This window comes from Ferrimonas kyonanensis DSM 18153 (assembly GCF_000425405.1).
Classification (GTDB): Bacteria; Pseudomonadota; Gammaproteobacteria; order Enterobacterales; family Shewanellaceae; genus Ferrimonas; species Ferrimonas kyonanensis.
The window spans coordinates 134,057-159,528 of the sequence record NZ_KE384365.1 but is presented as its reverse complement, the minus strand read 5'-3'; the positions used below and the strand labels follow the sequence as shown (position 1 = coordinate 159,528).

The following is a 25,472-nucleotide window of genomic DNA, read 5'->3' as shown; positions in this document are numbered from 1 at the left end:
GTCTCCTTAACGTAGGAAAAGTTTAAAAATCAGAGTTTGAATCCACTTGCCATAGGGCGGGTGCATCAGAATGCCGGAGCTGAACTTACCCTGGGTCAATACCGTTTTGGCCTTGGAGAAGGTCTTGAAGCCCTCGATGCCGTGGTAATGACCCATGCCAGACGGGCCGATGCCGCCAAAGGGGGCGTCGTCTGCCGCGACGTGGAACAGGGCGTCGTTGATGCACATGCCGCCGGCGTGGGTTTCACTGATGACCTTTTGCTGCAGCACTTTATCATAACTGAGCAAGTACAGCGCCAATGGGCGAGGGCGGTGACGAATGTAATCCAGGGCGTCGTCGATGCTGTCGTAGGGGATCACCGGCAGCAACGGGCCGAAGATCTCCTCCTGCAACACCGTCATCTCTTCGGTGGTGTTCAGCAGCAGGTGGGTGGTGAGGCGCTGGCGGCTGTCATCGCGGTGCTGACCTTCGGCGCAGGGAATGGCGGTGGCGCCTTTGGCGGTGGCGTCCTCCAGCAGTCCCAACAGGCGTTGATACTGACGGTCGTTGATGACCGAGCCGTAGTCGCGGCTGTGGACCCCTTTGGGGTACATCAAGGAGAAGTTTTTCTGATAGCTGCTGACAAAGTCGTCCAGTTTGTCGCGGGGTACCAGCACGTAGTCCGGCGCGACACAGATCTGGCCGGCATTGAGGCATTTGCCGTAGCTCATGCGTTCGACGGCGTTGTCGATGTCGACGTCCGGGCCGACAATGACCGGCGACTTGCCTCCCAGCTCCAGGGTGACCGGGGTCAGGTTATCGGCGGCGGCGTGCATGACGTGGCGGCCGATGTTGGTGGAGCCGGTAAACAGCAGGTGATCGAACGGCAGTGAGGTGAACTGCGCCGCCAGCTTGGCATCGCCTTCGATGCAGGCCACTTCGTCGTGGTCAAAGGCGCTGGCCAGCATCTGCACCAGCACGGCGTTGGTGTGGGGAGTGAATTCGGACAGCTTTACCATCGCCCGGTTGCCGGCGGCAATGGCGGTGATCAGCGGCCCCAGTGACAGCATTACCGGAAAGTTCCATGGCACCACGATACCCACTACGCCCAAGGGCTGATAATGCACCTCGACCTTGGCCGGCGACAGCAGTAAGCCGGCGTGACGGCGCTCGGGGCGGGCCCATTTTTTTAGCCGCTTGCAGCTGTACTTGATGTTCATGATGCAGGGCAGAATGTCGGAGATCAGGGTGTCCTGGGTACTGCGGCCGTCGTAATCCTGATTCAGGGCTTCACAGAGGCGATCCTTATGGGCGAGTAGGGCGGCCTTGAGCCGTTGCAGGCTGTGGATTCGAGCCTCTACCGAGGGCATGGGCATCTGCTGAAACGCCGCGCGCTGTTGGGCAAACCGATCCAGCATCCGTTGATGATCATCCGATACTTGATTGAGTTGTTGCTCGGTCATGGTGATTCCTCGATATATTGCTGGCCGACTGATTGGTCGGTCTAATCATCGTCCAAAAAAAGAGCGCCGTCAAGGCGCTCGGTTTGTTTGAGGTTAGATGCTGTTTTGCGGGTGCATCAATTGCTCTATCTCGGAGACGATTTTCACATCGTTCGGCTTGGTGGTCGGCGCCCAGTAATCCACCACCTGTCCCGCGGGATTCACCAGGTATTTGTAGAAGTTCCACTTTGGCGAACCGCCCTGGCGAGCCAGCTCCTTGAAGATGGGATCGGCGCTGCTGCCACGAACGGAGATGGGCGACAACATGGTAAAGCTGACGCCGTAGTTGCGGTAGCAGACCTCGGCGGTCTTGGCTTCGTCATCCTCTTCCTGAAAGAAGTCATCGGAGGGAAAGCCTATGACCACCAGGCCCTGATCGGCGTATTGTTTGTGCAGCGATTCCAGCTGTTTAAACTGGGGAGTGTAGCCGCAGTTGCTGGCGGTATTGACGATAAGTACCGGCTTGCCGGCGGTCAGGTCACACAGGTTGACCATCTCCTTGTCGTGCAGGCGGCGTTTATTGACGTTGAGCCAGTCCGGACAGCTGGCGGCGGTAACACTGAAGCTGGCAAGCAAAGCCAGGGTACAAACTAGGGTGCGCATCGCAATCTTCCTTGTAGACCTGAAAACGGGATTCCATAACCGTTTACGGTGAGGGGGTGGCAGCCGATCACCCAGAAGGTGACCGGCTCGAGCTTACTTGATGGTCTTGACCCCTTCCGGAGTGCCCAGCAGCAGCACGTCGGCGCCGCGGTCGGCAAACAGACCGTTGGTCACCACGCCGACGATGGCATTCAGCTGGGTTTCCAGCTTGGCCGGCTCCATGATCTTCATGTTGTACACATCGAGAATGATGTTGCCGTTGTCGGTGATGACGCCTTCGCGGTACACAGGGTCACCGCCCAGCTTAACGATCTCGCGGGCGACGTAGCTGCGGGCCATGGGAATCACTTCCACCGGCAGAGGGAAGTCGCCAAGAATGTCCACTTGTTTGCTGCCATCGGCGATGCAGACGAAGGTTTTGGCCACGGCGGCCACGATCTTCTCCCGGGTCAGGGCGGCGCCGCCGCCCTTGATCATTGCCATGTGCGGATTGATCTCATCGGCGCCATCCACATAGACCGACAGTTCATCGACGCTGTTGAGGTCAAACACCGGAATGCCGAGGGCTTTCATCTTGGCGGTGGAGGCTTCGGAGCTGGACACCGCACCTTCGATGCTGGATTTTTTGGTGGCCAGGGCATCAATGAAGTGGTTGACGGTTGAGCCGGTGCCTACGCCGACAATGCTGCCATCTTCTACGTATTCAAGTGCGGCCCAGCCAGCGGCCTTTTTCATTTCGTCTTGTGTCATGGGGCAATCTCCAGGAAGTTTGCCCGAATTATAGTTCCCTTAGGGCACAGAGATAAATAGATGTCTGACAGACAAAGGGGAATTGAGGTGGAAACTTGTGGTTGTGGCTGCAAATGGCGGGGGTTGGGGTGAGCCTTCTTATCGGGGCCGCAGGGAGGAGCGGCCCCGATGGGGTCAGGTTTTAGGCGTCAACCAGACGACCTTGCTGCTTGATGGCGATCTTTTTCGGTTTCATCGCTTCCGGAATCTCCTGCACCAGATCCACGTGCAGCAGGCCGTGTTCCATATTGGCGTTGCTGACCTGTACGTGGTCGGCCAGCTTGAAGCGGCGCTTAAAGTTGCGCTCGGCAATGCCTTGGTGCAGGAAGTGGCGGCTCTGTTCGGTTTTGGCCTTGGTACCATCGATGCGTAGGGTATCTCCCTCGACTTCAATGGCCAGTTCATGATCGGCAAATCCGGCCACGGCCATGGTGATTCGGTAGTGGTTTTCCTCTACCAATTCAATGTTATATGGGGGGTAGCCATTCTGGTTTTCACTGCGCTGGGCTTCGTCCATTAACTTGGCGAAACGCTCGAAACCGATGGCGGATTTGTACAGGGGGGCAAGATCAAAACTACGCATAATGTGTGTCCTCAATTGAGCAACAAATAGAAAGTATCGGTACCTTGGACTGGCCTCCATTGAGCACCAGCCCGGTACACTTACTAGATGGGGTTGGGGAAACGGCTTTCAAGCCCTGGCACACATTTTTTTAGTTGGCGGCCTCGGCATTGGCTGGATTGAGACGGCTTATTGCGCTAAGAAGCTGTTGTTTTTCAAATGGTTTTGGTACGTAGTAGTCCATTCCAGCGTCGTAGCAGGCACGAACGTCGTCATCGAGGACGCTGGCGGTTAGGGCGATGATGGGCACGCGGCGGCGCTTGTGCCCCTCCTCGATCTGACGAATCTGCCGGGTGGCCTCGAACCCGTCCATTATCGGCATCATGCAATCCATCAGAATGATGTCAAATTCCCGCTCTAGCACCAAGTCGGTGGCGATCTGGCCATTTTCGGCGACGGTGACCTGGTAACCGGCTTTTTTCAGGATGATTTCTGCCACCCGTTGGTTGGTCTTATTGTCTTCCACCAGCAGCAGTTGATTGTGGGCATCGTGGCTGTGCCTGGCGTACCCTGGGGCGTCGCTGGCCCGCCGTTTCGGAGTGCGTGTGTGGGGGATGGGCTGCTTGACCTGACTCAGCAGCTTCAGCAGGTTTTTGGCCAGCCGCTCGCCGCGGACCGGGGTCATCAGCATCTGGGTCGGGGCGTTGATCTGTCCCAGAGTGAGTCCGGATGACAGATCGTTGAGTACCAATACCGGCAGTGGCTGGTGGCTCAGGGTCAGCAGTTGGTTGAGATCATTCAAGCCGTCGCTCAGGCTGGAGTAACGTACCATCATCAGATCAAACTGGTGATGGTCGTGGTCCCTCAGCAGGGTTTCAGCATCCTGCAGGCGACTGGCGTAGTTGACGCTCATGTGCCAGGCGTTGAGTTCGCGGGTGTAGCGTTTGGCCGAGTTCAGGTTGGTGTCGAGCAGCAGCACTTTGGTGCCCTTTAAGTTGCTGCCATACCCATCCGGACTGGCATTGATTTCGGCGCAAATTCGAACGCTGAAACAGCTGCCCTCCCCCTTGGTGCTGGAGACCACGATGTCGCCGCCCATCAGTTCGGTGAGCTGGCGGCAGATGCTCAGCCCCAGGCCGGTGCCGCCAAACTGGCGGGTGGTCGAGCCGTCCTCCTGCTTAAAGGGGTGAAAGATGTCCTCCAGTTTGTCGGCGTCGACGCCGATGCCGGTGTCGCTGACCGACATGGTCAGCATCACCATGTTGTCGGCTTGCCGCTGGCCCTGACAAGACAGCAGTACCTCGCCGTCGTTGGTGAACTTGACGGCATTGGAGAGCAGGTTCAGTAGCACCTGTCGCAGTCGGTGGCCGTCGATCATCACGTGAGACGGCAAATCCGGTGGGAAATCCACATCGAACTGAATCTGTTTCTCCATTGCCTTGGGGGCGATGACGCTGGCGACTTCATAGAACAGCTCGCTGAGCTTGGTCTTGATGGGGGAGATCACCAGGCTGCCGGCTTCGATCTTGGACAGATCCAACACGTCGTTGATGATCGACTGCAGCGCCCGCGAGGAGTTTTGAATGGTGTTGAGGTACTCGATCTGCTCGCCGTCCATGCTGGTGGAACTGAGGATGTCGGTCATGCCGATGATGCCGTTCAGCGGGGTTCGAATTTCGTGCGACATGTTGGCCAGGAAGATGCTTTTGGCGTGGTTGGCCTGCTCGGCCTCTTCCTTGGCCTGAATCAGGCTGGCTTCGAAGCTGCCTCGCTCCTGAATCAGCCGGTTGAGGGTGGCGCCGAGGCGGGTCAGTTCGTCGTTGCCCGGCAGTTGAATGCGGGTGCCATAGTCGCGGCTCTCCTCGACGGTTTTCATGGTGGTGCCGATCACCTCGATGCCGCGGTTAAGGTGCCGGGACAGGCGCATCGCCATTAAAATCAGCAACACCATCATCGACACCAAAATGGTGAGATTGATGATGAAATTCTGTTGTCTGTGCGCGTAGGCCGAGGCCGCCGTGGCGGCGATGTCCTGGCGTACCGAGTTCAGCACTCGGCTGAGCAGTTCCATGCGGTTGTCGGTGGCGCTGTGGTCGCTGCTGTCGCTAAAGTCCCCGCTCAGCAATCGCTGCTTGAGGGCGTTGCCCGAGGTGAACGCCGCTTCGGTGAAGGTATCCAACAGCAGGTTGATCTGGGCCTCGGTGGCGTAGACGGTCAGGTATTTGTCCAGAACCGACTGTTGCAACAAGGACAGCTCAACCAGCCGGGCCTGCATCAGCGGGTGCAGGTGTTGCTGTTGCAGGGCATCATTGACGATCACCTGCTCCTGGCGGGCATACTCCTGCATAAACAGCAGTTGGTTATAGGCTTGAATGCCTTCGCGGACGATGCGGCTTTCTACGTCGACCGGCAGGGATTCCACCAGCCGCAGGCTGCCCATCTGCCAGTCGTTGACCAGCGTCAGCCATTCCCAGATGGTATCCCGCCCCTGAGCCGGGTCCGGCAGGCTGCCGATCAACATCTCCAGCTCTTCGAGGTGCAGGGACAAATCGCCACTGCTGGTTTCAAACAGGGTGCTGAAGGCGGGGTCGCCGAGTCGGGTTCTGGCCAGTTGGGCGTCGGACAACAGGGTGGCCATGTGGGTGACCGAAGGAGCCAGAATCAGCTGCTGACGCAATTGATCCATGGTGCACATGCCCAGTTGAAAATCGGAGATCAGCTGATAGCGCTCGTCAATCTGCTTTAAGTCCTGCAGCTCTTGGTATTGCCACAGTAGGTAACGGCCAAAGATGATGGAGCAGAACAGCACCGGTATGGCCACCAACAGGCGGATTTTCGCACGCAAAGACAGACTGACGGCCATGAGCATCCCTTCTCAAGCAGCAAAAGTCGAAGAACTTTCTATACTGTTAGCTAAAGCCTAGCAACTAATCTCAATTTTGCTGCTCAAGGATGGGCGTTGATGAAAACACCTTGGACAATTGGTGGCCGGAGGCTGCTGCTTGTATTGGCACTGATGTGGCCAGGCGTTGGCCTGTGTGGCGATTATGTGCTGATCACCCTCAATGATGCCATGCCCGCCATCAGCGAAAGCAAGGCCAAAATGTTGTACTTGGGCAAGCTGAGATCCATCGAGGCCTTTGGTAAGGTGGAATTGGTGGACTGGCCCGAGGGCAGCCTGGAAAAACAGACCTTCTACAAATCCTTTCTGAATAAATCCATCCCCCAGATCAACAGCCGCCGGGCGCGGATGGCGTTTTCTGGCAAGGGGCAGCCACCAGACGCCATCAGGGAGGCGTCCTCCGAAGCCATCTTACAGTGGCTGTCTGACCACCCAAGAGGCATCGCCTATGTGGATCGGCAACAGGTGCCCCAGGGGGCGCGGATTATTCTCGATATCGAACAGGGAGTGGGTCGATGAGAGCAGCAAACGTTGTGTTGATGATGGCCTTGGGACTGGTTGCCGGACCGGCCTGGGCGGGCATCGCCTTATGGGATGATTACCTGGTGCTGTCGGGATTTGCCTCGGTGTCGGCGGCCAAGAGCGACAACGCCACGCCGCTGTACATTCACCGTCGCTTCGATGATGACTGGTGCTTCGATTGTGACACCACGGTGGGGTTGCAGCTGGACTCTCAGCTCAGTGACTCGTGGCGGGCGTCGGCACAGGTGGTGAAACGGCCGCAGGATACGTTTTCCGATCCTCAGTTTGAGTGGGGCTATCTGGGCTGGCAGTTGACCGACAATCTTGAGGCTCGAGGTGGCCGGTTGCGACTGCCGCTGTTTGTGGCCTCGGAGTACTACTACGTGGGCAACGCTTACCCCTGGGCTCGGCCCCCCATCGACGTGTACGGCACCATGCTGGGGATCACCGCCTTTAATGGCATCGACCTGTTGTACAACTACAGCCTCGGCGATGAACTGCAGCTGCAGCTGCATCCTTTTTATGGCGGTCATAACCATGAGAATGTGGATTTCGGGCCGTCGACACTGGAGATCGAAACCGAGGTGCAGGCCGGCATCAACCTCAAGCTGCACGGCGCTCGGTTCCTGCTCAATTTCACCTACTTTTATGCCGATTTTGAGGTGGGGGGTGATCCCGACACGCTGGATGTGTTCTCCCTCGGTGGTCGCTATGAGTTTGATCAGTGGGAGCTGTGGGCCGAGTTTGAGCGCGACAAACTGCAGCATGCCGCTTACGTGGCCGCTGCCTGGCACCTGGAGTTGTGGCAGCCTTATGTGATGGTATCCCAGGCCTGGAAGCGGCTGGAGTCCACCAGTTACATTGCCGGTGTCCGCTATAACTGGTTGCCGAATCTGTCGGTCAACCTGGAGTACCAGTTGGCGGATGCCCGCAATGGCAGCAGTGGCCAGTTTACTCTGCCGCCCCAGGTGATGGGGGAGTCGAGCGAGGCCAACCTGGTGACCCTGATGCTGAGTTATAACTTCTGAACTAACGCCCTGGCTGACACTGCAGCCACTGCGCAGGCGTGGCGATGGCGTCGATGTCGATGTCCCAGGGTTGCGGCGGCAGCGAGATAACCTGCTGGCATTGATGGGCGATGCCAATCAGGTGGCGGGGACGGTTTGGCCCGGCCAGAAAGCGATCGTAGAAACCGCCGCCCATTCCTAACCGGTGTCCCTGTGCATCGAATCCCACCAGCGGCATCAGCATGACCTCCAGCTGATGTTTCAACACCAGTTCGCTTTGGTTCCAGTAGGGCTCGGCGATGCCAAAATGATTGGGTTTGAGTCGAGTGTCGGGGGCGTAGCGCTGAAACAGCATTCGCTCCCGGCAAAACGGGTGCATCACCGGCAGTGCCAGGGTTTTCCCCTGTTGCCATAACTTTTGGGTCAGAAGCTGCAGATCGGGTTCGCCGTCCTGGGGCAGGTACAGGGCGATAACCTGGGCGTGTTGAATCTGTGGCTGCTGACTCAGTCGCTGGCACAGTTGCTCCGCGGCGAGCCGCTGCTGGGATTGAGTCAGGGCCCTGCGGGCCTGGCGCAGCTGTTTCCTGAGCGTCTGTCGGGGATCGGTACAAGTCATGATTCAGGGATCGATGGAATCGAGGGTGAGGTTACCCTACCGCAAAACCGGAGCAGGAAGAAGGCGAGTACCGAGAGATGGTGCTCCCCGTTGATGCCGCTGTAAGGTGTAAGCCCGTGAACCGTAGGTTCAGGGCGGAATCGCTGTCATCACCGTAGGCTTCTCGGTACGTGCCGAGCCTGCACAATAGCAACAAGCAGTGACCCCTTGGATCTTAAGCATCGGCCAGGGACATAACCTACTGGCGAACATCACAGGGAGCTCAGTATCTGTAGAGCATTCTAGCTGGCGGTACCTGAATCCAGCCTTAGCCGCCGAGTGGACGGAGATGGCGGACGCCGATTGTGGCAGAGGCACCATTGCACTTAGCCTGTGCAATTATTTGAAGCCGCATGGGCGTGAGTTTCCCCGTAGATGCCGCTGTCAGGCGTAAGCCCATGAACCGTAGGTTCAGGGCGGAATCGCTGTCATCACCGTAGGCTTCTCGGTACGTGCCGAGCCTGCACAATAGCAACGAGCAGTGACCCCTTGGTTTGTAAGCATCGGCCAGGGACATAACCTACTGGCGAACACCACAGGGAGCTCAATAAGTGTAGAGCCAAAACCCTTACGGCGCCTTAACCCTACGTCTTCAGTCTATTGTGGCTCGGAGTCGGACTCAACCGATTTCGGTCGCTCCTTTGCGCGATCGCACAAAGCCTGTGCAATTGTTTTCTCAAGTGCTTGAATTCGCTTCGATGTTAGTTGTTGCTGTTCATCGGCACGGGTCTGGTAGGCGAGCAATTCATGGGTCAGGTTCAGGGCCGCCATTACCGCCAGCTGATCGATGGTCAGCAGGGCGTTGCGTTGTTTCAGCTCCATGAAACGACGATTCAGCAGTTGGCTGACGTGTTGAAGGGTGGCCTCTTCTCCCGGTGGGCAGGCGATGGTGTATACCCGTTCAAGTAACGTAATTTCAATGGTGTTGGAGCTCATTCTGGTTCCCGGTAACCTGGCTGGTTGCCGACTGTATATCGGCGTGACGAATTGTTCAATGCCGAAGGCGTGTCATGGGCTCAATGGCATTGATATTGCTAGATTAGCACAGATAGTGGCGGCTGCGTGGATTGTGGAATCCGGTTTCTGCCCAGTGGCATGGTCATGGCGTCGGGCGGCGGCGGGGACTGACGTGGATTCGGCGACGATCTCGGCCTGGCGGTAAGGGCGAAGATATGGAGCGTTGCAGTTGCCCGTGATAGCATGAGCTCACTTCTAATGCGGGAATTAAACTCATGAAATGTAACTCACCTTTGTTGATGAATAAGCTGGAAGCGGCGCTGAACAAGTCAGACCTGACTATGTTGCCCAGTGAGTTCCACGGCCTGATGACGGGCCTGGTCTGTGGCGGCATTCGCCTGGACAAGCGAGGGTGGCAGAAGAGTTTCCTGGAGCTGGCCAATGACGGCCAGCCATTCAGCGGCGAACTTGAGCAGGTGATGAAAGACGTTTATCGCTGCATCGATAACGGCTTGTCCGAAGATCCGGAAGTGCCGTTCCAGCCACTGCTGCCCGATGAAGACGAAGCCCTGTCGGAGCGGCTGGAAGCATTGATTGAGTGGATTCAGAGCTTCTTCCTTGGGTTGGCCCGGCTGCAGCCGTCCTTCAATACCGTTAAGGGGGAGTTGGGCGAGATGCTGGGTGACTTGCGTGAAATCACTCAGGTCGAGTTTGACGTCGAAGACAACCAGGAGAATGCCGAGGGCTTTTCGGTGTTGGTGGATCACGTCGTCGATACCTGCTGGAAATGCCTGCTGGAGTTCGGCACCCTGCCCGGTGATAAAACCCTGCATTGATAACGACAACTATGGAATAGGAATTCAGGCCCATGGAAATCAAGGATTTCGTTGCTCATCGGCAACAGTTGCTTCAGGCCCTACCTCAAGGCAGCGTGGCGTTGCTGTTTGCGGCCCAAGAGCGCACTCGCTCTAACGACACCGAGTATCACTTTCGCCAGAACAGCGACTTTTTCTATCTGACTGGCTTCAATGAGCCGGATGCGGTGTTGATGTTGCGTCCGGGCCAGAGTCCGGAGTCGGTGCTGTTTGTTCGTCCCACCGACAAGATGGCGGAGATCTGGCACGGTCGGCGCCTCGGCGTCGATGCCGCTCCCGGAGAACTGGCGGTGGATCAAGCCTATGACATCGGTCAGTTGGCGGAGTTGCTGCCGGATCTGGTTAATGGCAGTGACACTCTGGGCTACTTGCCGGGACAGTGTGCCCGCGGTGACGCCGTGGTGGCCGAGTTGCTGACGACGCTGCGCGGCGGTAGCCGGCGCGGTCTCAAATCGCCGTCGCAGATGCTGGATCTGCGTCCGCAATTGCACGAGATGCGTCTGCATAAGTCGGAGGCGGAAGTGGCGGTGATGGCCCAGGCCGGTGAGATCAGTGCCAAGGCGCATATTCGGGCGATGCAGTCCTGCCGTCCCGGCATGTTCGAATACCAACTGGAGGCGGAAATCGCCCATCACTGCGCCATGTTGGGGGCCCGTTTTATGGCCTACAACACCATTGTTGGCAGTGGCGACAACGCCTGCATTTTGCATTACACCGAAAATGAAGCCCCCATGGGCGACGGTGAGCTGGTGTTGATCGATGCCGGCTGCGAGTATCAGGGCTATGCGGCCGACATTACCCGAACTTTCCCCGCCAATGGCCGTTTCAGCGACGACCAGAAAGCGCTGTACAGCCTGGTGCTGGAAGCGGAGAAAGCCGCGATCGAGATGATCAAGCCCGGGGTCTCCATCAAGGAGGCTAACCACAGGGTGTTGCAGATCATGGTGGGTGGCCTGGTGGCGCTGGGGATCATGGAGGGCGACGTCGATACCCTGATCGCCGACGAAGCCTACAAAGCGTATTACATGCATGGCCTGGGCCATTGGATTGGCATCGATGTTCATGATGTGGGTGACTACCACAGTCCGGATCGCAGCCGTCCGCTGGAGCCGGGTATGGTACTGACCATTGAGCCGGGTCTGTACATTGGCCCCGATGCCGAAGTCGATCCCCGCTGGCGAGGCATCGGCATTCGAGTGGAAGACGATGTACTGGTGACCGAGGACGGTCATCGAGTGTTGACCGCTTCGGTGGCCAAAGAGATTGACGAGATTGAGGCCATCATGGCCATGTAAAGGCTGCGGCGGTCGTTGGCCGCCGTGGACGCACTCTACGGACAGTATGTGATGCAACAGGTTGATATTGCAATTGTGGGTGGCGGCATGGCCGGCACGACGCTGGCGTTGGCTCTGGCGCAGCAGGAGTTCAGCCCTGCCGGCGAGGCGCCGCGTCGCTGGCGGGTGGCACTGATTGAAGCCAGGCCAGTCAGTGACACTGACCACCCGGGTTTCGACAGCCGCGCCATTGCCCTGGCCCACGGGTCGGTGCAGCACTACCAGCAACTGGGGCTGTGGCCCTTGCTGGCCGGTGGCGCGGCGGCCATCGACCGCATTCATGTCAGCGATCGTGGTCACTGGGGCCAGGTACGGATGAGCGCCGCCGAACAGGGGGTGGATGCCCTCGGTCAGGTGGTGGAGCTGGAGCGGGTGGGGCCGGTGCTGCACCGGGCGTTGGCCGACACCGAGGTGCAGCTGTATTGTCCGGATCAGCTGGCGTCGATGAGCCAGCATCGGGACTACTGCGAACTGAGTCTGACCTCGGGCCAGACTCTGAAGGCGGGGCTGGTGGTGGCCGCCGACGGTGGCACATCACGGGTTCGCCAGCATCTGAACTTGCCACTGCAGCGCAGCGACTATGAGCAGGTGGCGGTGATCGCCAACGTGCGCATGGCCAACGTTGGTTCGACCGCGTTTGAGCGCTTTACCGATGAAGGCCCGCTGGCGCTGCTGCCCATGAGCGACGGCCGTTACTCGCTGGTGTGGGTGCGCAACCAGCCGCAGGCTGAGCGCATTTTTCAGCTGAGTGATGCGGCCTTTGCCGCCGAGTTGCAGCGTGCCTTTGGTTTCCGGCTGGGAGCGGTGGAGCAGGTGGGCAAACGCGCCAGCTACCCACTGGCCCTGCAGCGGGTCAGCAAGCCGGTGCATCACCGGGTCGTGCTTATCGGCAACGCCGCGCAAACTCTTCACCCCATCGCCGGCCAGGGCTTCAACCTGGGCCTGCGCGATGTCATGACCCTGTCTCAACGACTGCAGCTGAGCCTGCAGCAGCAAGCGGATCCCGGCGCCTTCTCGGTACTGGATGACTACTGGTGCGCCCGTCAGGCCGACGTGGAACGTACCGTCAGCCTCACCAATGGCCTGGTGAAGCTGTTCTCTAACAACAACCCTGTGCTGCAGGTGGGTCGCAATCTGGGGCTGATGGCCATGGATTGGATGCCTACCCTGGCGCAGGGACTGGTGTCCCAGACCATGGGGCAAGGTTCGTCAGTAAGGAAAGCACAATGGTAATGGCTCAGTCGGTACAGGTCGCAATTGTCGGGGGAGGCATGGTGGGCATGGCCACGGCGCTGGGGTTGGCTCGAGCCGGTATTTCGGTGGCGGTGATCGACCGCGCCAAGCCGGAGGCGGCCAGCGGCCCCTATGACGTTCGGGTTAGCGCCATCAACCGTGCCAGCGAGTTGTATCTGCGCCGGCTCGGCGCCTGGCAGCGAATGCCGGCGCAGCGGTTGTCGGCCTACACCGGCATGAAGGTGTGGGACAAAGACAGCATCGGCAACATCGAGTTTGATGCCGCCGATTACCAGCAGCCGGATCTGGGCCACATCATCGAAAACCGGGTGATTGCCCATGCCCTGTGGCAGCAGGCGGAGCACGACGCCAACATCAGTTGCTTCTTCGGTGCGCCGCAGTCGGTGGCCTTTGGTGAGCACGAGGCCTGGATCACTCTGGCGGATGGCGGCATGCTCAGTGCCCGGCTGTTGGTGGCCGCCGACGGCGCCAACTCCTGGTTGCGACAGCAACTCAATGTCCCCCTGAGCTTCCGCGACTACGGTCACCATGGTCTGGTGGCCACGGTACAGTGCAGCCGCCCTCATGAAGGCATCGCCCGCCAGGTGTTCCTGCCACAGGGACCGCTGGCGTTGTTGCCGTTGCCGAATCCCAACCAGTGTTCCATCGTCTGGTCTCTGCCGCCGGAGCAGGCACAGGAGTTGATCGAATGCGATGCCGAGGCATTTTGTCAGCGCATCACCCTGGCCAGTGAGGCGGCACTGGGTAAGGTGGAGGTGGTCAGTGATCGTCTCGCCATTCCGCTGACCATGCGTTATGCCCGCGACTTTGTGTTGCCACGGCTGGCGCTGGTGGGCGACGCCGCCCACACCATTCACCCGCTGGCGGGGCAGGGCGTCAACCTGGGGCTGGCCGACAGTGAGCATTTGGTGAGCGTGATCAACGACGCCGCCGCCAAAGGACGCGATATTGGAGACCTGAAGTTGCTGCAGCGCTACGCTCGGCCCCGCAAGGCGGCGGCTCAGGAGATGATCGCCGCCATGTCCGGATTCAAGTGGCTGTTCGCAGGACAAGATCCTGTTAAAAAGGGCGTTCGCGATATTGGATTGGCGCTGGTTAACCGAATTCCTGGATTAAAGCGGAAGTTTATTGAGCAAGCCCTAGGGGTTGCCACCACCAACTTACGGTGAAATTGTATACAAACCAGAAGGGTTGGGTATAATGCGCCCAACCCCTAAAATAGACCCTGATCACAAAAGGGCAAAAAGCCAGACAAGGAACACAGATGGCGAATCAAACCGTACTCTACGCTAAGCACCTGGAGTCCAATGCCAAGATGGTGGATTTCCACGGTTGGGAGATGCCGATCAACTACGGCTCCCAGGTTGAAGAACATCATCAGGTACGCACCGACGCCGGCATGTTTGATGTGTCCCACATGACCGTGGTCGACATCACCGGTGACCAGGCTAAACCCTTCCTGCGTAAACTGCTGGCCAACGATGTGGCCAAACTGACGGTGGCGGGCAAGGCCCTTTATGGCGGCATGCTCAACGACCAGGGTGGGGTCATCGACGATCTCATTACCTATTATCTGAGCGACACCCATTACCGAATGGTGGTGAACTCCGCCACCCGGGAAAAAGATCTGGAGTGGATCGGTCGTCAGGCGGCCGACTTCGAGGTGACGGTGTCTGAGCTGCCGGACTTGGCGATGATCGCCGTGCAGGGTCCGAAGGCCATCGAACGCACCGCTTTGGTATTGTCTGCCGAACAACAGGCGATGGTGGCGGGGATGAAGCCCTTCTTTGGCGTACAGGCCGGCGATCTTTTCCTGGCGACTACCGGTTACACCGGCGAGGCGGGTTACGAGATCATGGTTCCTTCAGCGCAGGCGGCGGATCTGTGGGAACAACTGCTGCAGGCTGGCGTCAAACCCGCAGGCCTGGGTGCCAGAGACACACTGCGACTGGAAGCGGGCATGAACCTGTATGGTCAGGACATGGACGAAAGCGTAAATCCACTGGCGGCCAATATGGGTTGGACGGTGGCCTGGGAACCCCAGGAACGTGATTTTATTGGCCGTGATGCCCTGGCGGGCATCAAGGCTCAGGGAACCGATAAGCTGGTTGGCCTGGTGATGACCGACAAGGGGGTGCTTCGCAGCGGCCTTAAGGTGTTCTTTACCGATGCCGACGGCGTTGAGCAGCAGGGGATCATTACCTCTGGCAGTTTCTCTCCGACTCTGGGGTACTCCATCGCCATGGCGCGGGTGCCTCGCAGTGTCGGTGAACAGGTCGAAGTGGAGATGCGTAAAAAGCGGGTAACGGTTCGCGTGATCAAGCCCAGCTTCGTACGTAATGGAAAACAAGCGTTTTAAGACACATTGATGGGGAAACACAACAATGAGCAATATTCCATCTGAACTCAAGTACACGAACTCCCACGAGTGGGTGCGTGCTGAGGGCGACAACGAGTACACCATCGGCATTACCGAGCACGCTCAGGAGCTGCTGGGTGACATGGTGTTTGTGGACCTGCCGGATGTGGGTGACGACGTGAATGCCGGTGAAGACTGTGCCGTGGCAGAGTCGGTAAAAGCGGCGTCCGACGTCTACTCGCCATTGACCGGTGAAGTGGTGGCCATTAACGAAGAGCTGGAAGACGCCCCCGAGCAGGTCAACAGCGATCCGTTTGGCGACGGTTGGTTGTTCCGGGTGAAAATCACCGACGAGTCTGAGCTGGCCGGTCTGCTGGACGCAGAAGCCTACCAGACCGTGATCGACGACGAATAAACAACAATAAAAAAAGCCCCCGCAGAGGGGCTTTTGTCTTCTTATCTGTGCCGCGACCCTACCACGCTGGCAGAACAAGGATTTTGGATAATGAGCGAGCAGCAGTCTCTGTCCCATCTGTTTAACGGGGACGAATTTCTCCCCCGTCATATCGGCCCCACCGACACCCAGCGCCATGAGATGCTGGCGGCCATCGGTGCTGACAACCTGGAGCACCTGACCGCCCAGATTGTCCCGGAAGGGATTCGCCTGCCTGGCCTGATGGGCATTGGTGAGCCACAGCGCGAAGTGGACGCGCTGGCGACCCTCAAAGGTTTTGCCGAACAGAACCAGGTGTACACCTCCTACATCGGCATGGGTTACTACAACACCCACGTGCCGTACGTGATTCAACGCAACGTGTTGGAAAACCCGGGCTGGTACACCGCCTACACCCCATATCAACCGGAAATTGCTCAGGGTCGCCTGGAAGCGATCCTGAATTTCCAGCAGCTGACCATGGACCTGACCGGCCTGGATCTGGCGTCCGCCTCGCTGCTGGATGAGGGCACCGCCGCCGCCGAAGCCATGGCGCTGGCCAAACGGGTGTCGAAGAATAAGAAGTGCAACCTGTTCTACATCGCCGACAACGTGTTCCCGCAAACCATCGATGTGGTGGTGACCCGGGCCAAGCACCTGGGCATCGAGGTGCTGGTAGGCCCGGCGGCGAATGCGGCAGAGCACGACATCTTCGGGGTGCTGCTGCAGTACCCGGATCGCCATGGCCAGGTCACCGACTTCAGCCAACTGGCGGCGGACGTGAAAGCCAACAAAGGCATCGTCTGTGTGGCCTCGGATCTGCTGGCGCTGGTGAAACTGACCGCCCCGGCCAAGCTGGGGGCCGATGTGGTGCTGGGCAGTGCCCAGCGCTTCGGGGTGCCGATGGGCTATGGCGGCCCGCACGCCGCTTTTTTTGCCACCCGTGACGCCTACAAGCGTTCCATGCCGGGTCGCATCATCGGCGTCTCCAAAGACAGCCGCGGCAAGCCGGCCTTGCGGATGGCGATGCAGACTCGAGAACAGCACATTCGTCGTGAGAAGGCCAACTCCAACATCTGTACCGCTCAGGTGCTGCTGGCCAACATGGCTTCCTTCTATGCCGTGTATCATGGCCCCGACGGCTTGAAGCGCATTGCCGAGCGGACCCACCGTTTGACCACGGTGCTGGCCCATGGCCTCAAACAGGTCGGCGTGTCGCTGATTAATGACAACTGGTTCGATACTCTGAGCTTTGAGGTTGACGATGCCGAGGCCTTGTTGGCCCGCGCCGATGCCGCTCGTATCAACCTGCGCCACGACGGTGAAGGCCGTTTCGGTGTCAGCCTGGATGAGACCACCACTACGGCGGCACTGCAGGTGTTGTACGCGGTGATCACCGGCAACGACACCAAGCTGGACGCTGACGCCATCGACGCCGAGACGGCCACGCCGTTGTCGCCACAGCTGGTGCGGGTGGATGAAATTCTGTCCCATGAGGTGTTTAACGCCTACCACAGCGAAACCGAGATGCTGCGATACATTCGTCGCCTCGAGGGCAAGGATCTGGCCCTGAACCACAGCATGATCTCGCTGGGCTCCTGCACCATGAAACTGAACGCCACCGCCGAGATGCTGCCCATCAGCTGGCCGGAGTTTGCCAACCTGCATCCCTTCTGCCCGCAAACACAGGCCAAGGGCTACCGCGCCATGGTGGATACCCTGGCGGACTGGCTGGTGAAGGTGACCGGTTACGACGCCATGTGCATGCAACCTAACTCCGGCGCCTCCGGTGAATACGCCGGCCTGCTGGCGATCAAGGAGTATCAGGAGTCTCTGGGTCAGAGCCATCGTGACATCTGCCTGATCCCCAGCTCTGCCCACGGAACCAACCCGGCATCGGCGATGCTGGCCAGCCTGAAAGTGGTGGTGGTGGCGTGCGACAGCAAGGGCAACGTCGATATGGACGATCTCAAGGCCAAGGCCGAAGAGCATGCCGAGCGGCTGTCCTGCATCATGATCACCTACCCTTCTACCCATGGGGTGTACGAGGAGACGGTGCGCGAGATCTGCGACATCATTCACCACCACGGTGGCCAGGTGTACCTGGACGGCGCCAACATGAACGCCCAGGTGGGCATTACCGCTCCCGGCTTCATCGGCGCCGACGTGTCGCACCTGAACCTGCACAAGACCTTTGCCATTCCCCACGGTGGCGGTGGCCCAGGCATGGGCCCCATCGGTGTGAAAGCGCACCTGGCCCCCTTTGTGGCCGGTCATAGCATTGTCAAAACCGGGCTGGTGTCTCAGGATAACGGTGCGGTCAGTTCGGCCCAGTACGGCTCGGCCAGCATTCTGGCCATCAGCTGGATGTACATCGCCATGCTGGGGGATCGCGGCCTGGCAGAATCCACCCAGGTGGCGATGTTGTCCGGTAACTACCTGGCCAACAAACTGGGCGAGCACTATCCGGTGCTGTATACCGGTCGCAACGATCGGGTGGCCCATGAGTGCATCATCGACCTGAGGCCGCTGAAAGAGGCCAGTGGTGTAACCGAGATGGACGTGGCCAAGCGATTGATGGACTACGGCTTCCACGCGCCGACCATGAGTTTCCCGGTGGCGGGGACTCTGATGGTAGAGCCGACCGAGTCGGAGTCCAAGGTGGAGCTGGATCGTTTTGTCGAAGCGATGGTCAGCATTCGCAATGAGATCGACAAGGTGCAGTCCGGAGCGTGGCCGGCGGACAACAACCCGCTGCGCAACGCACCCCATACTCAGGCCGACATCATGGACCCGGGGTTCGATGACCGACCTTACAGTCGTGAGCTGGCGGCTTTCCCGACCCAGGCCACCCGCGACAATAAGTTCTGGCCGACGGTGAATCGCATCGACGACGTGTTCGGTGATCGCAACCTGTTCTGTGCCTGTGTGCCCATCGACGCTTATCAAGACTAGAGGCGTCGATTCACAGACGGCGTATAAAGCGAGCCTGCGGGCTCGCTTTTTTTGTGCCTGCCGACACAACTGCGGTGATGGCCATGGAGAGATGGGGCGGGATTTCGCTACTATGAAACCGATTCCGATCGGGGAGCTGGGATAACCATGAACAAGCACGGCAAATACGATGCCTATCAGATGATCATCTTCGATGCGCTGGCGTCGACGGGCAGCTTTACGCTGGCAGCAGAGCGGCTGGAAGTGTCGATCTCTCACGTCAGCAAGCAGGTCAAGGATCTCGAGCAGCGCCTGGGAGTGAAGCTGGTTAAGGTCACGCCCCGGCAGTTGACGTTGACCCGTGAAGGGGCGTTGTTTGCCGAGTCTTGTCAGCGAATGATCGCGGTGATGGATCAGGCCACCGAACAGGTGCTTGACTCAAAAGAGGCGATTGCCGGCGGGGTGCGCATTGCCATGTCCCACTCGTTGGGGGCCCGTTATATGGTGCCTATTGCCCAGGCGCTGCAGGCGCGCTATCCGGGACTGGCGCTGGAGGTGACTCTGGGGGATTGCCGCGTCGATATGCTGGAGGACGACGTGGATCTGTGGTTTACCACCAGCAAGCAGATCAGTCCTGGCTACATCGCCCAGCGCTTGTACGATGTGGACTTTGTGTTGCTGGCGTCCACGGCCTATCTGCAGCGTCATGGTGCGCCCAGCCATCCAGACCAGCTGAGTCAGCACAACTGCATCATTTATCGCAGCAAGACCCGGGACTATCACAACTGGTCGTTTTGCCGCGACGGCCAACACCTGGATGTGGCGGTGTCGGGGAACTTTGTCATCGACAGTGCCGAAACGGTGCTGGATGCGGTGAGTTCGGGCCTGGGCATCGGCTACATCGCCGATTACCTGTTGCCCAAACATGCCGGGGCCGAGCCACTGGTGCCACTGCTCAAGGAGTGGCGCACCGACCTGACCATGCCGGTGTACGCGGTCTACCCGTCCCGCAAGGCACTGCCGAAGCGCTTCAAGGTGGTGATCGAGGCGGTCAGGGAATCTCTGAATCACCCGCCAGGCCGTTGAGGCAAGTCGAGTGTAAGCGGGAGCCTGAGGGCTCCTTTTTTGTTGTTTCTCAGCAGGAAAAACAGCTTTTCCATCTGGCTCTGTGTGGCCCTGGTGACCGACGCTAAGATGAAGCCGTTGATTCGCCGGCGAGGAGGGTTCCTCCTCGACCAAGGAGACCGCACAGAGGTCGTCAGATGACCAAGAGGGCTGTTATGACTGTTGTAAACAAAGATGAAAAAACCAAGGGCATTCGTCAGTACCACATCGGTATGGTTGACGGTGACGTGGCCGAGTATGTGCTGCTGCCGGGTGACCCCTTCCGTACCGATATCATTGCCAAATACCTGGACGATGCCGAGTTGGTGGCTCACAAGCGCGAGCACAAAACCTACACCGGCTTCTATAAGGGGGTTCGCATCTCTGTGACCTCCACCGGCATGGGCTGCCCCTCTACCGCCATCGCGGCGGAGGAGCTGGCCAACATCGGGGCCAAGGTCTTTATCCGTCTGGGCAGTTGTGCGGCCCTTCAGGATGAGATCGACATCGGCGATCTGGTGGTGACTACCGGCGCGATGAAAAATGAAGGCACCTCCAAATTCTACGTACCGGATAACTTCCCGGCCATCGCCGATCTGGAGGTGACCTCGGAGCTGATCTCGGTGGCCAAGGAGTACTGCACCGATAAAAGCGCCAAGGTGCACTGGGGCATCACCTCTACCGACGACTCTTTCTATGGTGAAAGTCCGGAGTGGATTCAGAAATTGATCGATCTGGGGCTGAAAAACATCGAGATGGAATCCTCGGCGCTGTTTACCGTCTGTCATCGACGCGGCCTTAGAGGCGCAACCATCTGTGCGGCGGCGGCCAATCATAAGCGCGGAGAAAACCTGTGGGGTAAGCGCAACCTGCCGCTGGAGGAGGGGATCGAGCTGGAGACCCAGATCGCATTGGAAACCCTGTATCGCCTGCATCAGGGTGGCTTGACGCTGTAATGACTTAGGAGTGCGTTGTCCGGGGCTTGTGCGGCCTTGAGGCAACCCGCTCTCTCCCGCAATTAAGGAGACCCAGTATGAGTGTTGAGTTGATGGGCTACCTGGGATCGGCGCTGATCACCGTGTCACTGCTTTCGGCCAACGTGTACTTCCTGCGGACCTTTAACTCGCTGGGGTGTTTGATCATGGCCGGATACGGGCTGGCCATCGAGGCCTATCCGGTGACCTTGATGAACGGCGCCTGTGTGCTGATCAATCTGGCGCAGATGCTCAAGGCTCGCCGCCATCACCGGCGCTGATGGCGACTTAGGGTTAGAACTCCCGGTTCATTTGTATCAGACAATTGAGCAGCGCCTGCTGCTGTGTCGTATCCAGCCCGGAGGTAATTTGCTGGGTCAGGTCATGATGAAGCGCGTCGTGATTTTGGTATATCTGCTGACCTTTTTCGGTGAGCTCCACCAGAATAGAGCGACGATCCGTGTCGTGGGGTCGTCGCCTAACCAGGTCCGCTTTTACCATGTTATCGACCTGTACCGTCATGGTGCCGGTGGTGACTGACATCTTCATGGCCAGCTCTTTCATCCGCATCGCTCCGTGAATCCCCAGCAGTTCTACGGCGTGGACATGGGCCAAAGTGACGCCAATCTCCTTGACCACGCTGTGTTCCCATGAGGAGAGCTTTTCGTAAAATTCGATAATGGCATGATTGAGTTGGTCAAGATGGGGCATTGAATCTCTCTGCTGTTTAATTAAAACAGGTAGCTGGAGTAGAGAGTGTACACACCGAACCCGATAGTCAACACCCCCACGCTGCGCATAATGGCGGGTTCAATCCAAGGCTTTTGTAATTTTCGCATGGCGCTGGTGGCTCGAAAGATGGCAAAAATCACCGCGGCCATGCTGATGCCAGTACCCACGGCGTAGATGAAAAATACCGCCACGGAGTTGGCGGTGTTGGCAGCGGTCAGGGAGTAGGAGTACATCATGGCAACCGTGGGGCAGGGGACGATCATGTTGACGAAGCCGATGGATGCCAGTCCAAATGCGGTGGCCTTTTTCAAACTCTTGGGTTTGCCATGGCTGTGGCAATGCCCGTGGTCATGGCTGTGCCCATGACAATGTCCATGGTCATGGCTGTGCCCATGACAATGTCCATGGTCATGGTCGTGGTCATGAGAATGCAGCAAATGGGGGCGCCAGAGTAGGATGGCCCCTAGGGCAATGATGATGATAGCGGTGACAATATCAGTGATATGAAGCACTTGTTCCGGCAGCCCGGAGGACAATAAACCCAGAGCCAAACCAATGGCCAGGCAGCCCAGAGTCGTGCCCACAATGAAGGCAGCGGTCAGGTTGGAGACGTGTTTGCCATCCTTGCTGCCGGCGACGAAGGGAGCCAGTACTAACCAAGAGTGACCGCAGGGGTTAACTCCATGCACCAGGCCAAGCACCAGACTGGATTGCAGCGCGACGTAAAACAGGGTGTCGAATTCCATTAGAAAACCTACTTTGTTTGAATTTCAAAGTAATGTAATGTCAAATTGTTTGAGTATCAAGATAAATGTGCTCGCCGCAGCCAAGGGCTGGCGAAGTCAAACCCTGGGTGTCGGCGCTGGAGGGGACTGGGGGGGAATATCGAACCGGGGTCGATAAGCGAGCCGCTTCTGGGCTAGAATGGCCGCCCCATCCTCAAGCCTCAATAAGAGTGTGAATGACTGAACTGGATCCGCGTTACCGCATCATGCGCGCCGCCGATGACGCGCACTTTCACACTTGCTTCTATTGCGGCTGCATCGCCACCGACTCGGATTTCGCGCCGCCCCGCGACCATTGGTATGCCTTTGCGGATCATCAGCAGGCCGCCGATAACCTGCAGGTGCCGGCCTGCAAGGAGTGCCTGACTCTGCTGAAAGGCTGCACCATGGGATTGCTGCTGCAGCGCCGGGATGTGGTGCAGGCCAAGTTGGCCAACAAATATAAGCAGGCCATTAATGTCTATCTGCGCTGGAATCAGGATGAGGTGGCCCAGCTGGATCGTTCACTCAGTCACAGCATTGCCGCCGGCCTGACTCTGGGTGAAGAGGCCCATCGTCGCAGCCAATACCCTGGCTATGCCTACGAGTTGGAAGGCAGCCGTATCGAAGTGACTCAGCTTCAGCCACAACCGGTGCGGGTGTTTGGAGAGCGTTTCGATAGCCTCAAGGCCGCGCTGGTGTACGCCAGCCGTACTTACGGCATCAAGCAGGGGCAACTGGCCGAAGCGCTGGCTAAGCACAACCACAACCTGGATGCGGCGATTCTGGCGTTTCAGCAGCAGCAGAAACAGCAATTGTCGGAGCGGGAGCTCAACCGTCATTGTGCCGCTTTTGCCAAACAGCATGGTCAGTCCCGTCGTTATGTGGTCAATGCGGTGCACCGCTACCTGGATCGGGACGAGACTCTGACGGTGGCCGAGGCACTGGATAAGCTGTATCAGGAGCGAATTCAGCATTTTCTGAAATCACCCTGAGTCAGCGTTAGCCATTGTGGCTGCGTTAAGCCGCCCTTTTTGTCGCCGGCATGCGGATGAGCGTCTATGTGGCTATCCGCCCGTTGCGGATTTCAGCCGAATTTCCCACCGTTCAAGTCGCTTGATGTAAGCGTTTGTCAGGGCGTTTGTCAGCCTGTGTCAGCGCCCTGCAGAGGTGGCCCAGGATCACATTTTTGCTGCCCCCATTTCTCCTAACCTTGCGCCTTTGTTTTTCGTGTCGCGCAAGCTAAGGGGTAAAAGTGTCCATCAGAGAACGAGTGGAGAATCAAAAAGCGTTGTTGTCGCTCTCGCGGTCACTGAACCGAAAACACCGGGGGCTGAAACGCCGGTTTCGGGTCGCTTCGACCCTGGTCTGGAGTAACCTGCATGCGCGGGACATCGCCCGGGTTACCCGGGTTCTGGATGCCGAGTGTCTGAAACCGGTGTTGCAGATTAACCCCAGAGTCGTGCGCAAGCCGTTTCGCCCCTATGTGTGCATCGGCTGGGGCAAAGAGCGTCGTATCGACGAGATCAATGGTCACCACCAGTGTCTGCTGCAGCGCTTTGGTTCTCGCGTAGAAGCGATCTATACCGGTCATGGCATCAAGCTACTGGAGGTTCAAGATAACGAGGAGCAGCCCTATGAGGTCTATCTGGATCAGGGGCTGAACAAGGAGGGTGGCCTGGGACTGAGCCTGAAAAACAGCTTGGGGCAACGGGTGTTCACCATCAGTTTCAGCCTGTCCGAACGCGATGGCGGTGTCATGTACATCGGGGCCGTTCAGGGGCCCACCAACCGGGTTGAGAATCGTGAGCAGGTGATTCGGGCATTGACCAAGGGAATGCACGGTCTAAGACCCAAATCGCTGGTGGTCGAGCTGGCGTTGATGCTGGCGCGGCAACTGGGGCTGGCGAAGGTGTACGCGGTGACCAACAAGGGGCATATCTACCAGTCTCCTCGCTACATTGGCCGCAAGCGCAATGCGGTGCGATTTGATTACGACGCTCAGTGGCTGGAACACAGCGGCGAGCCGGTGAATGAGCACTTCTTTCAACTGCCGCTGATGCCGGTACGAAAGGACACCGCCACTTTGAAACGCAGCAAGCGGCGGTTGTACACCAAACGCTATGAGTGGCTGGATGGCCTGGAGCAGCAGTTTGCCCAGCAACTGCATGAGGTGACACTGCATTGACAAATCGGCCCAGGCGCCGACTCTGGTGAGATTCAAAAAAGGCCGCCGTGTGCGGCCTTTTGGGTATGTGAGTGCTTACTCTTCTGTGGCGTTGAGGTAGTCCAGCGCGGCACAGACCGCCGCCACTTGTGCCTGATTGCACTGCTCGGCAGTGGCTGAGGGGCTGTCCGGGTACACCTCGGTGGTAGTGACAAACGGGGCATCACTGAGTCCGGCGCACAGGCCCAGCTTCTTGGTGGGGTAGTTGATCACCCCCGGTTGTTGCAGGGGGGAACCGATGATGTTGCCCTGATCATCGGCGGGGGCGATGTGGGTTACCTGGCGTACCGCGGCGATCATGGCCGCCTGAAACTCGGGCTCGGGCTTGTCGCTGTCCCCCACCAGGTAGAAGCCATCGGGAATGATCCCTTGCACGTATTCGAGCCCATCCCGTGCCGCCAGGGCCGGACGAAACTCCAACTCATCGGTGTCGGTGGTTTCATGGAGATCGATGTGGGCCAGCAATTCGACCTGTAACGACTCAATCAACCGCATCAACGCCGCCGACTCCTGGGCCGGACTGTTTGGGTAGAAGGAACGGTTGGGATCGACCGCATTCGGGTTCCAGCGATTGATGGTTTCATAGCCCCAAGGGCTGATGCACGGAGCAATGATCAGGTTGAAGCGGTCTTGGTAGTCCTGTACCCGCTCGCGAGCAAACGTCAGGGCGCCATGGACACCGCTGGATTCATAGCCATGAACGCCGCCGCTGATAAGGACCGTGGGCTTGTCCTGATGCCAACCTGGGCTTTTCAGGGCCAGCAGCGGGTAGCGTTCTGGATCGTACGACAGGGCTCCGTATTGCAGCAGTTCGAACCGATCGGCCAGGGCCCGAATGGCATTGACCACCTCACTCTGATAACTGCGCTGAATCCGGGTGCTGGCCCGCCAGGCTGCCTTTTCGGCGTCGTTCCACGGGGTGTGGAGCCGCCCAATGGGGTAGGGGCGAGAGTCGATCATGGTTCCCTCTTATGAGTCGGTTGCTTGGCCGACCAGTATAGGC

General features: G+C 58.5%; 24 protein-coding genes and 2 other RNA genes. 14 read left to right on the top strand and 12 right to left on the bottom strand.

The genetic code is table 11. From position 1 onward, the window contains the following. Positions 1 to 6: 6 nt before the first annotated feature. The 5 genes from H598_RS0118130 to H598_RS0118110 form a co-directional block, all read right to left on the bottom strand. Entirely contained in the window at positions 7 to 1,443 is a 1,437-nt protein-coding gene (locus tag H598_RS0118130; RefSeq protein ID WP_028114268.1) for a coniferyl aldehyde dehydrogenase, read from the bottom strand. Between the two features lie 93 nt (positions 1,444 to 1,536). Further along, a complete protein-coding gene (locus H598_RS0118125; RefSeq protein ID WP_051252849.1) occupies positions 1,537 to 2,085 on the bottom strand; it encodes a glutathione peroxidase in 549 nt (182 codons plus the stop codon). Positions 2,086 to 2,178: 93 nt separating this feature from the next. After that, positions 2,179 to 2,835 (bottom strand): ribose-5-phosphate isomerase RpiA, encoded by a 657-nt coding sequence (gene rpiA, locus H598_RS0118120; RefSeq protein ID WP_028114266.1) that lies wholly within the window; start codon positions 2,833 to 2,835, stop codon positions 2,179 to 2,181. Between the two features lie 181 nt (positions 2,836 to 3,016). Further along, positions 3,017 to 3,457 (bottom strand): Hsp20 family protein, encoded by a 441-nt coding sequence (locus H598_RS0118115; protein WP_028114265.1) that lies wholly within the window; start codon positions 3,455 to 3,457, stop codon positions 3,017 to 3,019. 130 nt (positions 3,458 to 3,587) lie between these two features. Continuing rightward, complete coding sequence (locus H598_RS0118110; protein ID WP_169629310.1) at positions 3,588 to 6,299, bottom strand: hybrid sensor histidine kinase/response regulator; 2,712 nt, start codon at positions 6,297 to 6,299, stop codon at positions 3,588 to 3,590. A gap of 99 nt (positions 6,300 to 6,398) precedes the next feature. Between H598_RS0118110 and H598_RS0118105 the strand changes: the two genes are divergently transcribed. Next, positions 6,399 to 6,857 (top strand): hypothetical protein, encoded by a 459-nt coding sequence (locus tag H598_RS0118105; protein ID WP_156897099.1) that lies wholly within the window; start codon positions 6,399 to 6,401, stop codon positions 6,855 to 6,857. After that, positions 6,854 to 7,888: a hypothetical protein gene (locus H598_RS0118100; RefSeq protein ID WP_028114262.1), complete on the top strand. Its 1,035-nt coding sequence runs from the start codon at positions 6,854 to 6,856 to the stop codon at positions 7,886 to 7,888. The genes H598_RS0118105 and H598_RS0118100 overlap by 4 nt, the downstream gene beginning before the upstream one ends. A gap of 1 nt (position 7,889) precedes the next feature. On the opposite strand, the gene H598_RS24900 is transcribed toward H598_RS0118100, so the two are convergent. From H598_RS24900 to H598_RS0118090, 4 genes are all read right to left on the bottom strand, one after another. Next, on the bottom strand, positions 7,890 to 8,483 hold the full coding sequence (locus H598_RS24900) for a 5-formyltetrahydrofolate cyclo-ligase (protein WP_035416198.1): 594 nt from the start codon (positions 8,481 to 8,483) through the stop codon (positions 7,890 to 7,892). Between the two features lie 80 nt (positions 8,484 to 8,563). Next, positions 8,564 to 8,746, bottom strand: a non-coding RNA gene (gene ssrS, locus H598_RS26160) — 6S RNA. Between the two features lie 138 nt (positions 8,747 to 8,884). Beyond that, positions 8,885 to 9,067: non-coding RNA, 6S RNA (ssrS, locus tag H598_RS26155), on the bottom strand. Between the two features lie 52 nt (positions 9,068 to 9,119). Then, on the bottom strand, positions 9,120 to 9,458 hold the full coding sequence (locus H598_RS0118090; protein WP_028114261.1) for a cell division protein ZapA: 339 nt from the start codon (positions 9,456 to 9,458) through the stop codon (positions 9,120 to 9,122). Positions 9,459 to 9,754: 296 nt separating this feature from the next. Between H598_RS0118090 and H598_RS0118085 the strand changes: the two genes are divergently transcribed. From H598_RS0118085 to H598_RS0118040, 10 genes are all read left to right on the top strand, one after another. Then, entirely contained in the window at positions 9,755 to 10,315 is a 561-nt protein-coding gene (locus H598_RS0118085; protein WP_028114260.1) for a UPF0149 family protein, read from the top strand. Positions 10,316 to 10,347: 32 nt separating this feature from the next. After that, positions 10,348 to 11,649, top strand: coding sequence for a Xaa-Pro aminopeptidase (pepP, locus tag H598_RS0118080; RefSeq protein ID WP_028114259.1), 1,302 nt, complete (start codon positions 10,348 to 10,350; stop codon positions 11,647 to 11,649). Between the two features lie 51 nt (positions 11,650 to 11,700). Next, positions 11,701 to 12,921 (top strand): 2-octaprenyl-6-methoxyphenyl hydroxylase, encoded by a 1,221-nt coding sequence (gene ubiH / locus H598_RS0118075; RefSeq protein ID WP_028114258.1) that lies wholly within the window; start codon positions 11,701 to 11,703, stop codon positions 12,919 to 12,921. Further along, entirely contained in the window at positions 12,915 to 14,111 is a 1,197-nt protein-coding gene (locus tag H598_RS0118070) for an FAD-dependent oxidoreductase (protein WP_156897098.1), read from the top strand. Before ubiH ends, H598_RS0118070 begins: the two co-directional genes overlap by 7 nt. Before the next feature lie 95 nt (positions 14,112 to 14,206). Next, positions 14,207 to 15,301, top strand: coding sequence for a glycine cleavage system aminomethyltransferase GcvT (gene gcvT / locus H598_RS0118065; protein ID WP_028114256.1), 1,095 nt, complete (start codon positions 14,207 to 14,209; stop codon positions 15,299 to 15,301). A gap of 25 nt (positions 15,302 to 15,326) precedes the next feature. Beyond that, positions 15,327 to 15,716, top strand: a complete 390-nt coding sequence (gene gcvH / locus H598_RS0118060; RefSeq protein WP_028114255.1) for a glycine cleavage system protein GcvH — start codon at positions 15,327 to 15,329, stop codon at positions 15,714 to 15,716. 90 nt (positions 15,717 to 15,806) lie between these two features. Beyond that, on the top strand, positions 15,807 to 18,689 hold the full coding sequence (gene gcvP / locus H598_RS0118055) for an aminomethyl-transferring glycine dehydrogenase (protein WP_028114254.1): 2,883 nt from the start codon (positions 15,807 to 15,809) through the stop codon (positions 18,687 to 18,689). A gap of 147 nt (positions 18,690 to 18,836) precedes the next feature. Beyond that, positions 18,837 to 19,754, top strand: a complete 918-nt coding sequence (locus H598_RS24890) for a LysR family transcriptional regulator (protein WP_035416194.1) — start codon at positions 18,837 to 18,839, stop codon at positions 19,752 to 19,754. Positions 19,755 to 19,948: 194 nt separating this feature from the next. Continuing rightward, the gene (locus tag H598_RS24885) at positions 19,949 to 20,728 is read left to right on the top strand and encodes a nucleoside phosphorylase (RefSeq protein ID WP_028114253.1); all 780 of its coding nucleotides are present in this window, start codon (positions 19,949 to 19,951) and stop codon (positions 20,726 to 20,728) included. Between the two features lie 77 nt (positions 20,729 to 20,805). Continuing rightward, entirely contained in the window at positions 20,806 to 21,027 is a 222-nt protein-coding gene (locus H598_RS0118040; protein WP_028114252.1) for a YgjV family protein, read from the top strand. Positions 21,028 to 21,040: 13 nt separating this feature from the next. On the opposite strand, the gene H598_RS0118035 is transcribed toward H598_RS0118040, so the two are convergent. Together H598_RS0118035 and H598_RS0118030 are read right to left on the bottom strand one after the other, a co-directional pair. Next, positions 21,041 to 21,457 (bottom strand): MarR family winged helix-turn-helix transcriptional regulator, encoded by a 417-nt coding sequence (locus tag H598_RS0118035; RefSeq protein WP_028114251.1) that lies wholly within the window; start codon positions 21,455 to 21,457, stop codon positions 21,041 to 21,043. A 20-nt stretch (positions 21,458 to 21,477) separates the two neighbouring features. Further along, positions 21,478 to 22,224, bottom strand: a complete 747-nt coding sequence (locus H598_RS0118030; protein ID WP_028114250.1) for an urease accessory protein UreH domain-containing protein — start codon at positions 22,222 to 22,224, stop codon at positions 21,478 to 21,480. Positions 22,225 to 22,439: 215 nt separating this feature from the next. Here H598_RS0118030 and H598_RS0118025 point away from each other — a divergent pair, with 215 nt between their 5' ends. After that, on the top strand, positions 22,440 to 23,237 hold the full coding sequence (locus H598_RS0118025; protein WP_028114249.1) for a hypothetical protein: 798 nt from the start codon (positions 22,440 to 22,442) through the stop codon (positions 23,235 to 23,237). A 260-nt stretch (positions 23,238 to 23,497) separates the two neighbouring features. Next, positions 23,498 to 24,430, top strand: a complete 933-nt coding sequence (locus H598_RS24880; protein ID WP_051252847.1) for a VirK/YbjX family protein — start codon at positions 23,498 to 23,500, stop codon at positions 24,428 to 24,430. A gap of 75 nt (positions 24,431 to 24,505) precedes the next feature. Here the strand turns inward: H598_RS24880 and H598_RS0118015 are convergent, their stop codons facing one another. Further along, positions 24,506 to 25,429: a M14 family metallopeptidase gene (locus H598_RS0118015; RefSeq protein ID WP_028114248.1), complete on the bottom strand. Its 924-nt coding sequence runs from the start codon at positions 25,427 to 25,429 to the stop codon at positions 24,506 to 24,508. Positions 25,430 to 25,472: the final 43 nt, after the last annotated feature.

Coding starts and splice junctions, on each gene's coding strand:
- H598_RS0118130 (WP_028114268.1), bottom strand. CDS start 1,443: ATGACCGAGCAACAACTCAATCAAGTATCGGATGATCATCAACGGATG.
- H598_RS0118125 (WP_051252849.1), bottom strand. CDS start 2,085: ATGCGCACCCTAGTTTGTACCCTGGCTTTGCTTGCCAGCTTCAGTGTT.
- rpiA (WP_028114266.1), bottom strand. CDS start 2,835: ATGACACAAGACGAAATGAAAAAGGCCGCTGGCTGGGCCGCACTTGAA.
- H598_RS0118115 (WP_028114265.1), bottom strand. CDS start 3,457: ATGCGTAGTTTTGATCTTGCCCCCCTGTACAAATCCGCCATCGGTTTC.
- H598_RS0118110 (WP_169629310.1), bottom strand. CDS start 6,299: ATGGCCGTCAGTCTGTCTTTGCGTGCGAAAATCCGCCTGTTGGTGGCC.
- H598_RS0118105 (WP_156897099.1), top strand. CDS start 6,399: ATGAAAACACCTTGGACAATTGGTGGCCGGAGGCTGCTGCTTGTATTG.
- H598_RS0118100 (WP_028114262.1), top strand. CDS start 6,854: ATGAGAGCAGCAAACGTTGTGTTGATGATGGCCTTGGGACTGGTTGCC.
- H598_RS24900 (WP_035416198.1), bottom strand. CDS start 8,483: ATGACTTGTACCGATCCCCGACAGACGCTCAGGAAACAGCTGCGCCAG.
- H598_RS0118090 (WP_028114261.1), bottom strand. CDS start 9,458: ATGAGCTCCAACACCATTGAAATTACGTTACTTGAACGGGTATACACC.
- H598_RS0118085 (WP_028114260.1), top strand. CDS start 9,755: ATGAAATGTAACTCACCTTTGTTGATGAATAAGCTGGAAGCGGCGCTG.
- pepP (WP_028114259.1), top strand. CDS start 10,348: ATGGAAATCAAGGATTTCGTTGCTCATCGGCAACAGTTGCTTCAGGCC.
- ubiH (WP_028114258.1), top strand. CDS start 11,701: ATGCAACAGGTTGATATTGCAATTGTGGGTGGCGGCATGGCCGGCACG.
- H598_RS0118070 (WP_156897098.1), top strand. CDS start 12,915: ATGGTAATGGCTCAGTCGGTACAGGTCGCAATTGTCGGGGGAGGCATG.
- gcvT (WP_028114256.1), top strand. CDS start 14,207: ATGGCGAATCAAACCGTACTCTACGCTAAGCACCTGGAGTCCAATGCC.
- gcvH (WP_028114255.1), top strand. CDS start 15,327: ATGAGCAATATTCCATCTGAACTCAAGTACACGAACTCCCACGAGTGG.
- gcvP (WP_028114254.1), top strand. CDS start 15,807: ATGAGCGAGCAGCAGTCTCTGTCCCATCTGTTTAACGGGGACGAATTT.
- H598_RS24890 (WP_035416194.1), top strand. CDS start 18,837: ATGAACAAGCACGGCAAATACGATGCCTATCAGATGATCATCTTCGAT.
- H598_RS24885 (WP_028114253.1), top strand. CDS start 19,949: ATGACTGTTGTAAACAAAGATGAAAAAACCAAGGGCATTCGTCAGTAC.
- H598_RS0118040 (WP_028114252.1), top strand. CDS start 20,806: ATGAGTGTTGAGTTGATGGGCTACCTGGGATCGGCGCTGATCACCGTG.
- H598_RS0118035 (WP_028114251.1), bottom strand. CDS start 21,457: ATGCCCCATCTTGACCAACTCAATCATGCCATTATCGAATTTTACGAA.
- H598_RS0118030 (WP_028114250.1), bottom strand. CDS start 22,224: ATGGAATTCGACACCCTGTTTTACGTCGCGCTGCAATCCAGTCTGGTG.
- H598_RS0118025 (WP_028114249.1), top strand. CDS start 22,440: ATGACTGAACTGGATCCGCGTTACCGCATCATGCGCGCCGCCGATGAC.
- H598_RS0118015 (WP_028114248.1), bottom strand. CDS start 25,429: ATGATCGACTCTCGCCCCTACCCCATTGGGCGGCTCCACACCCCGTGG.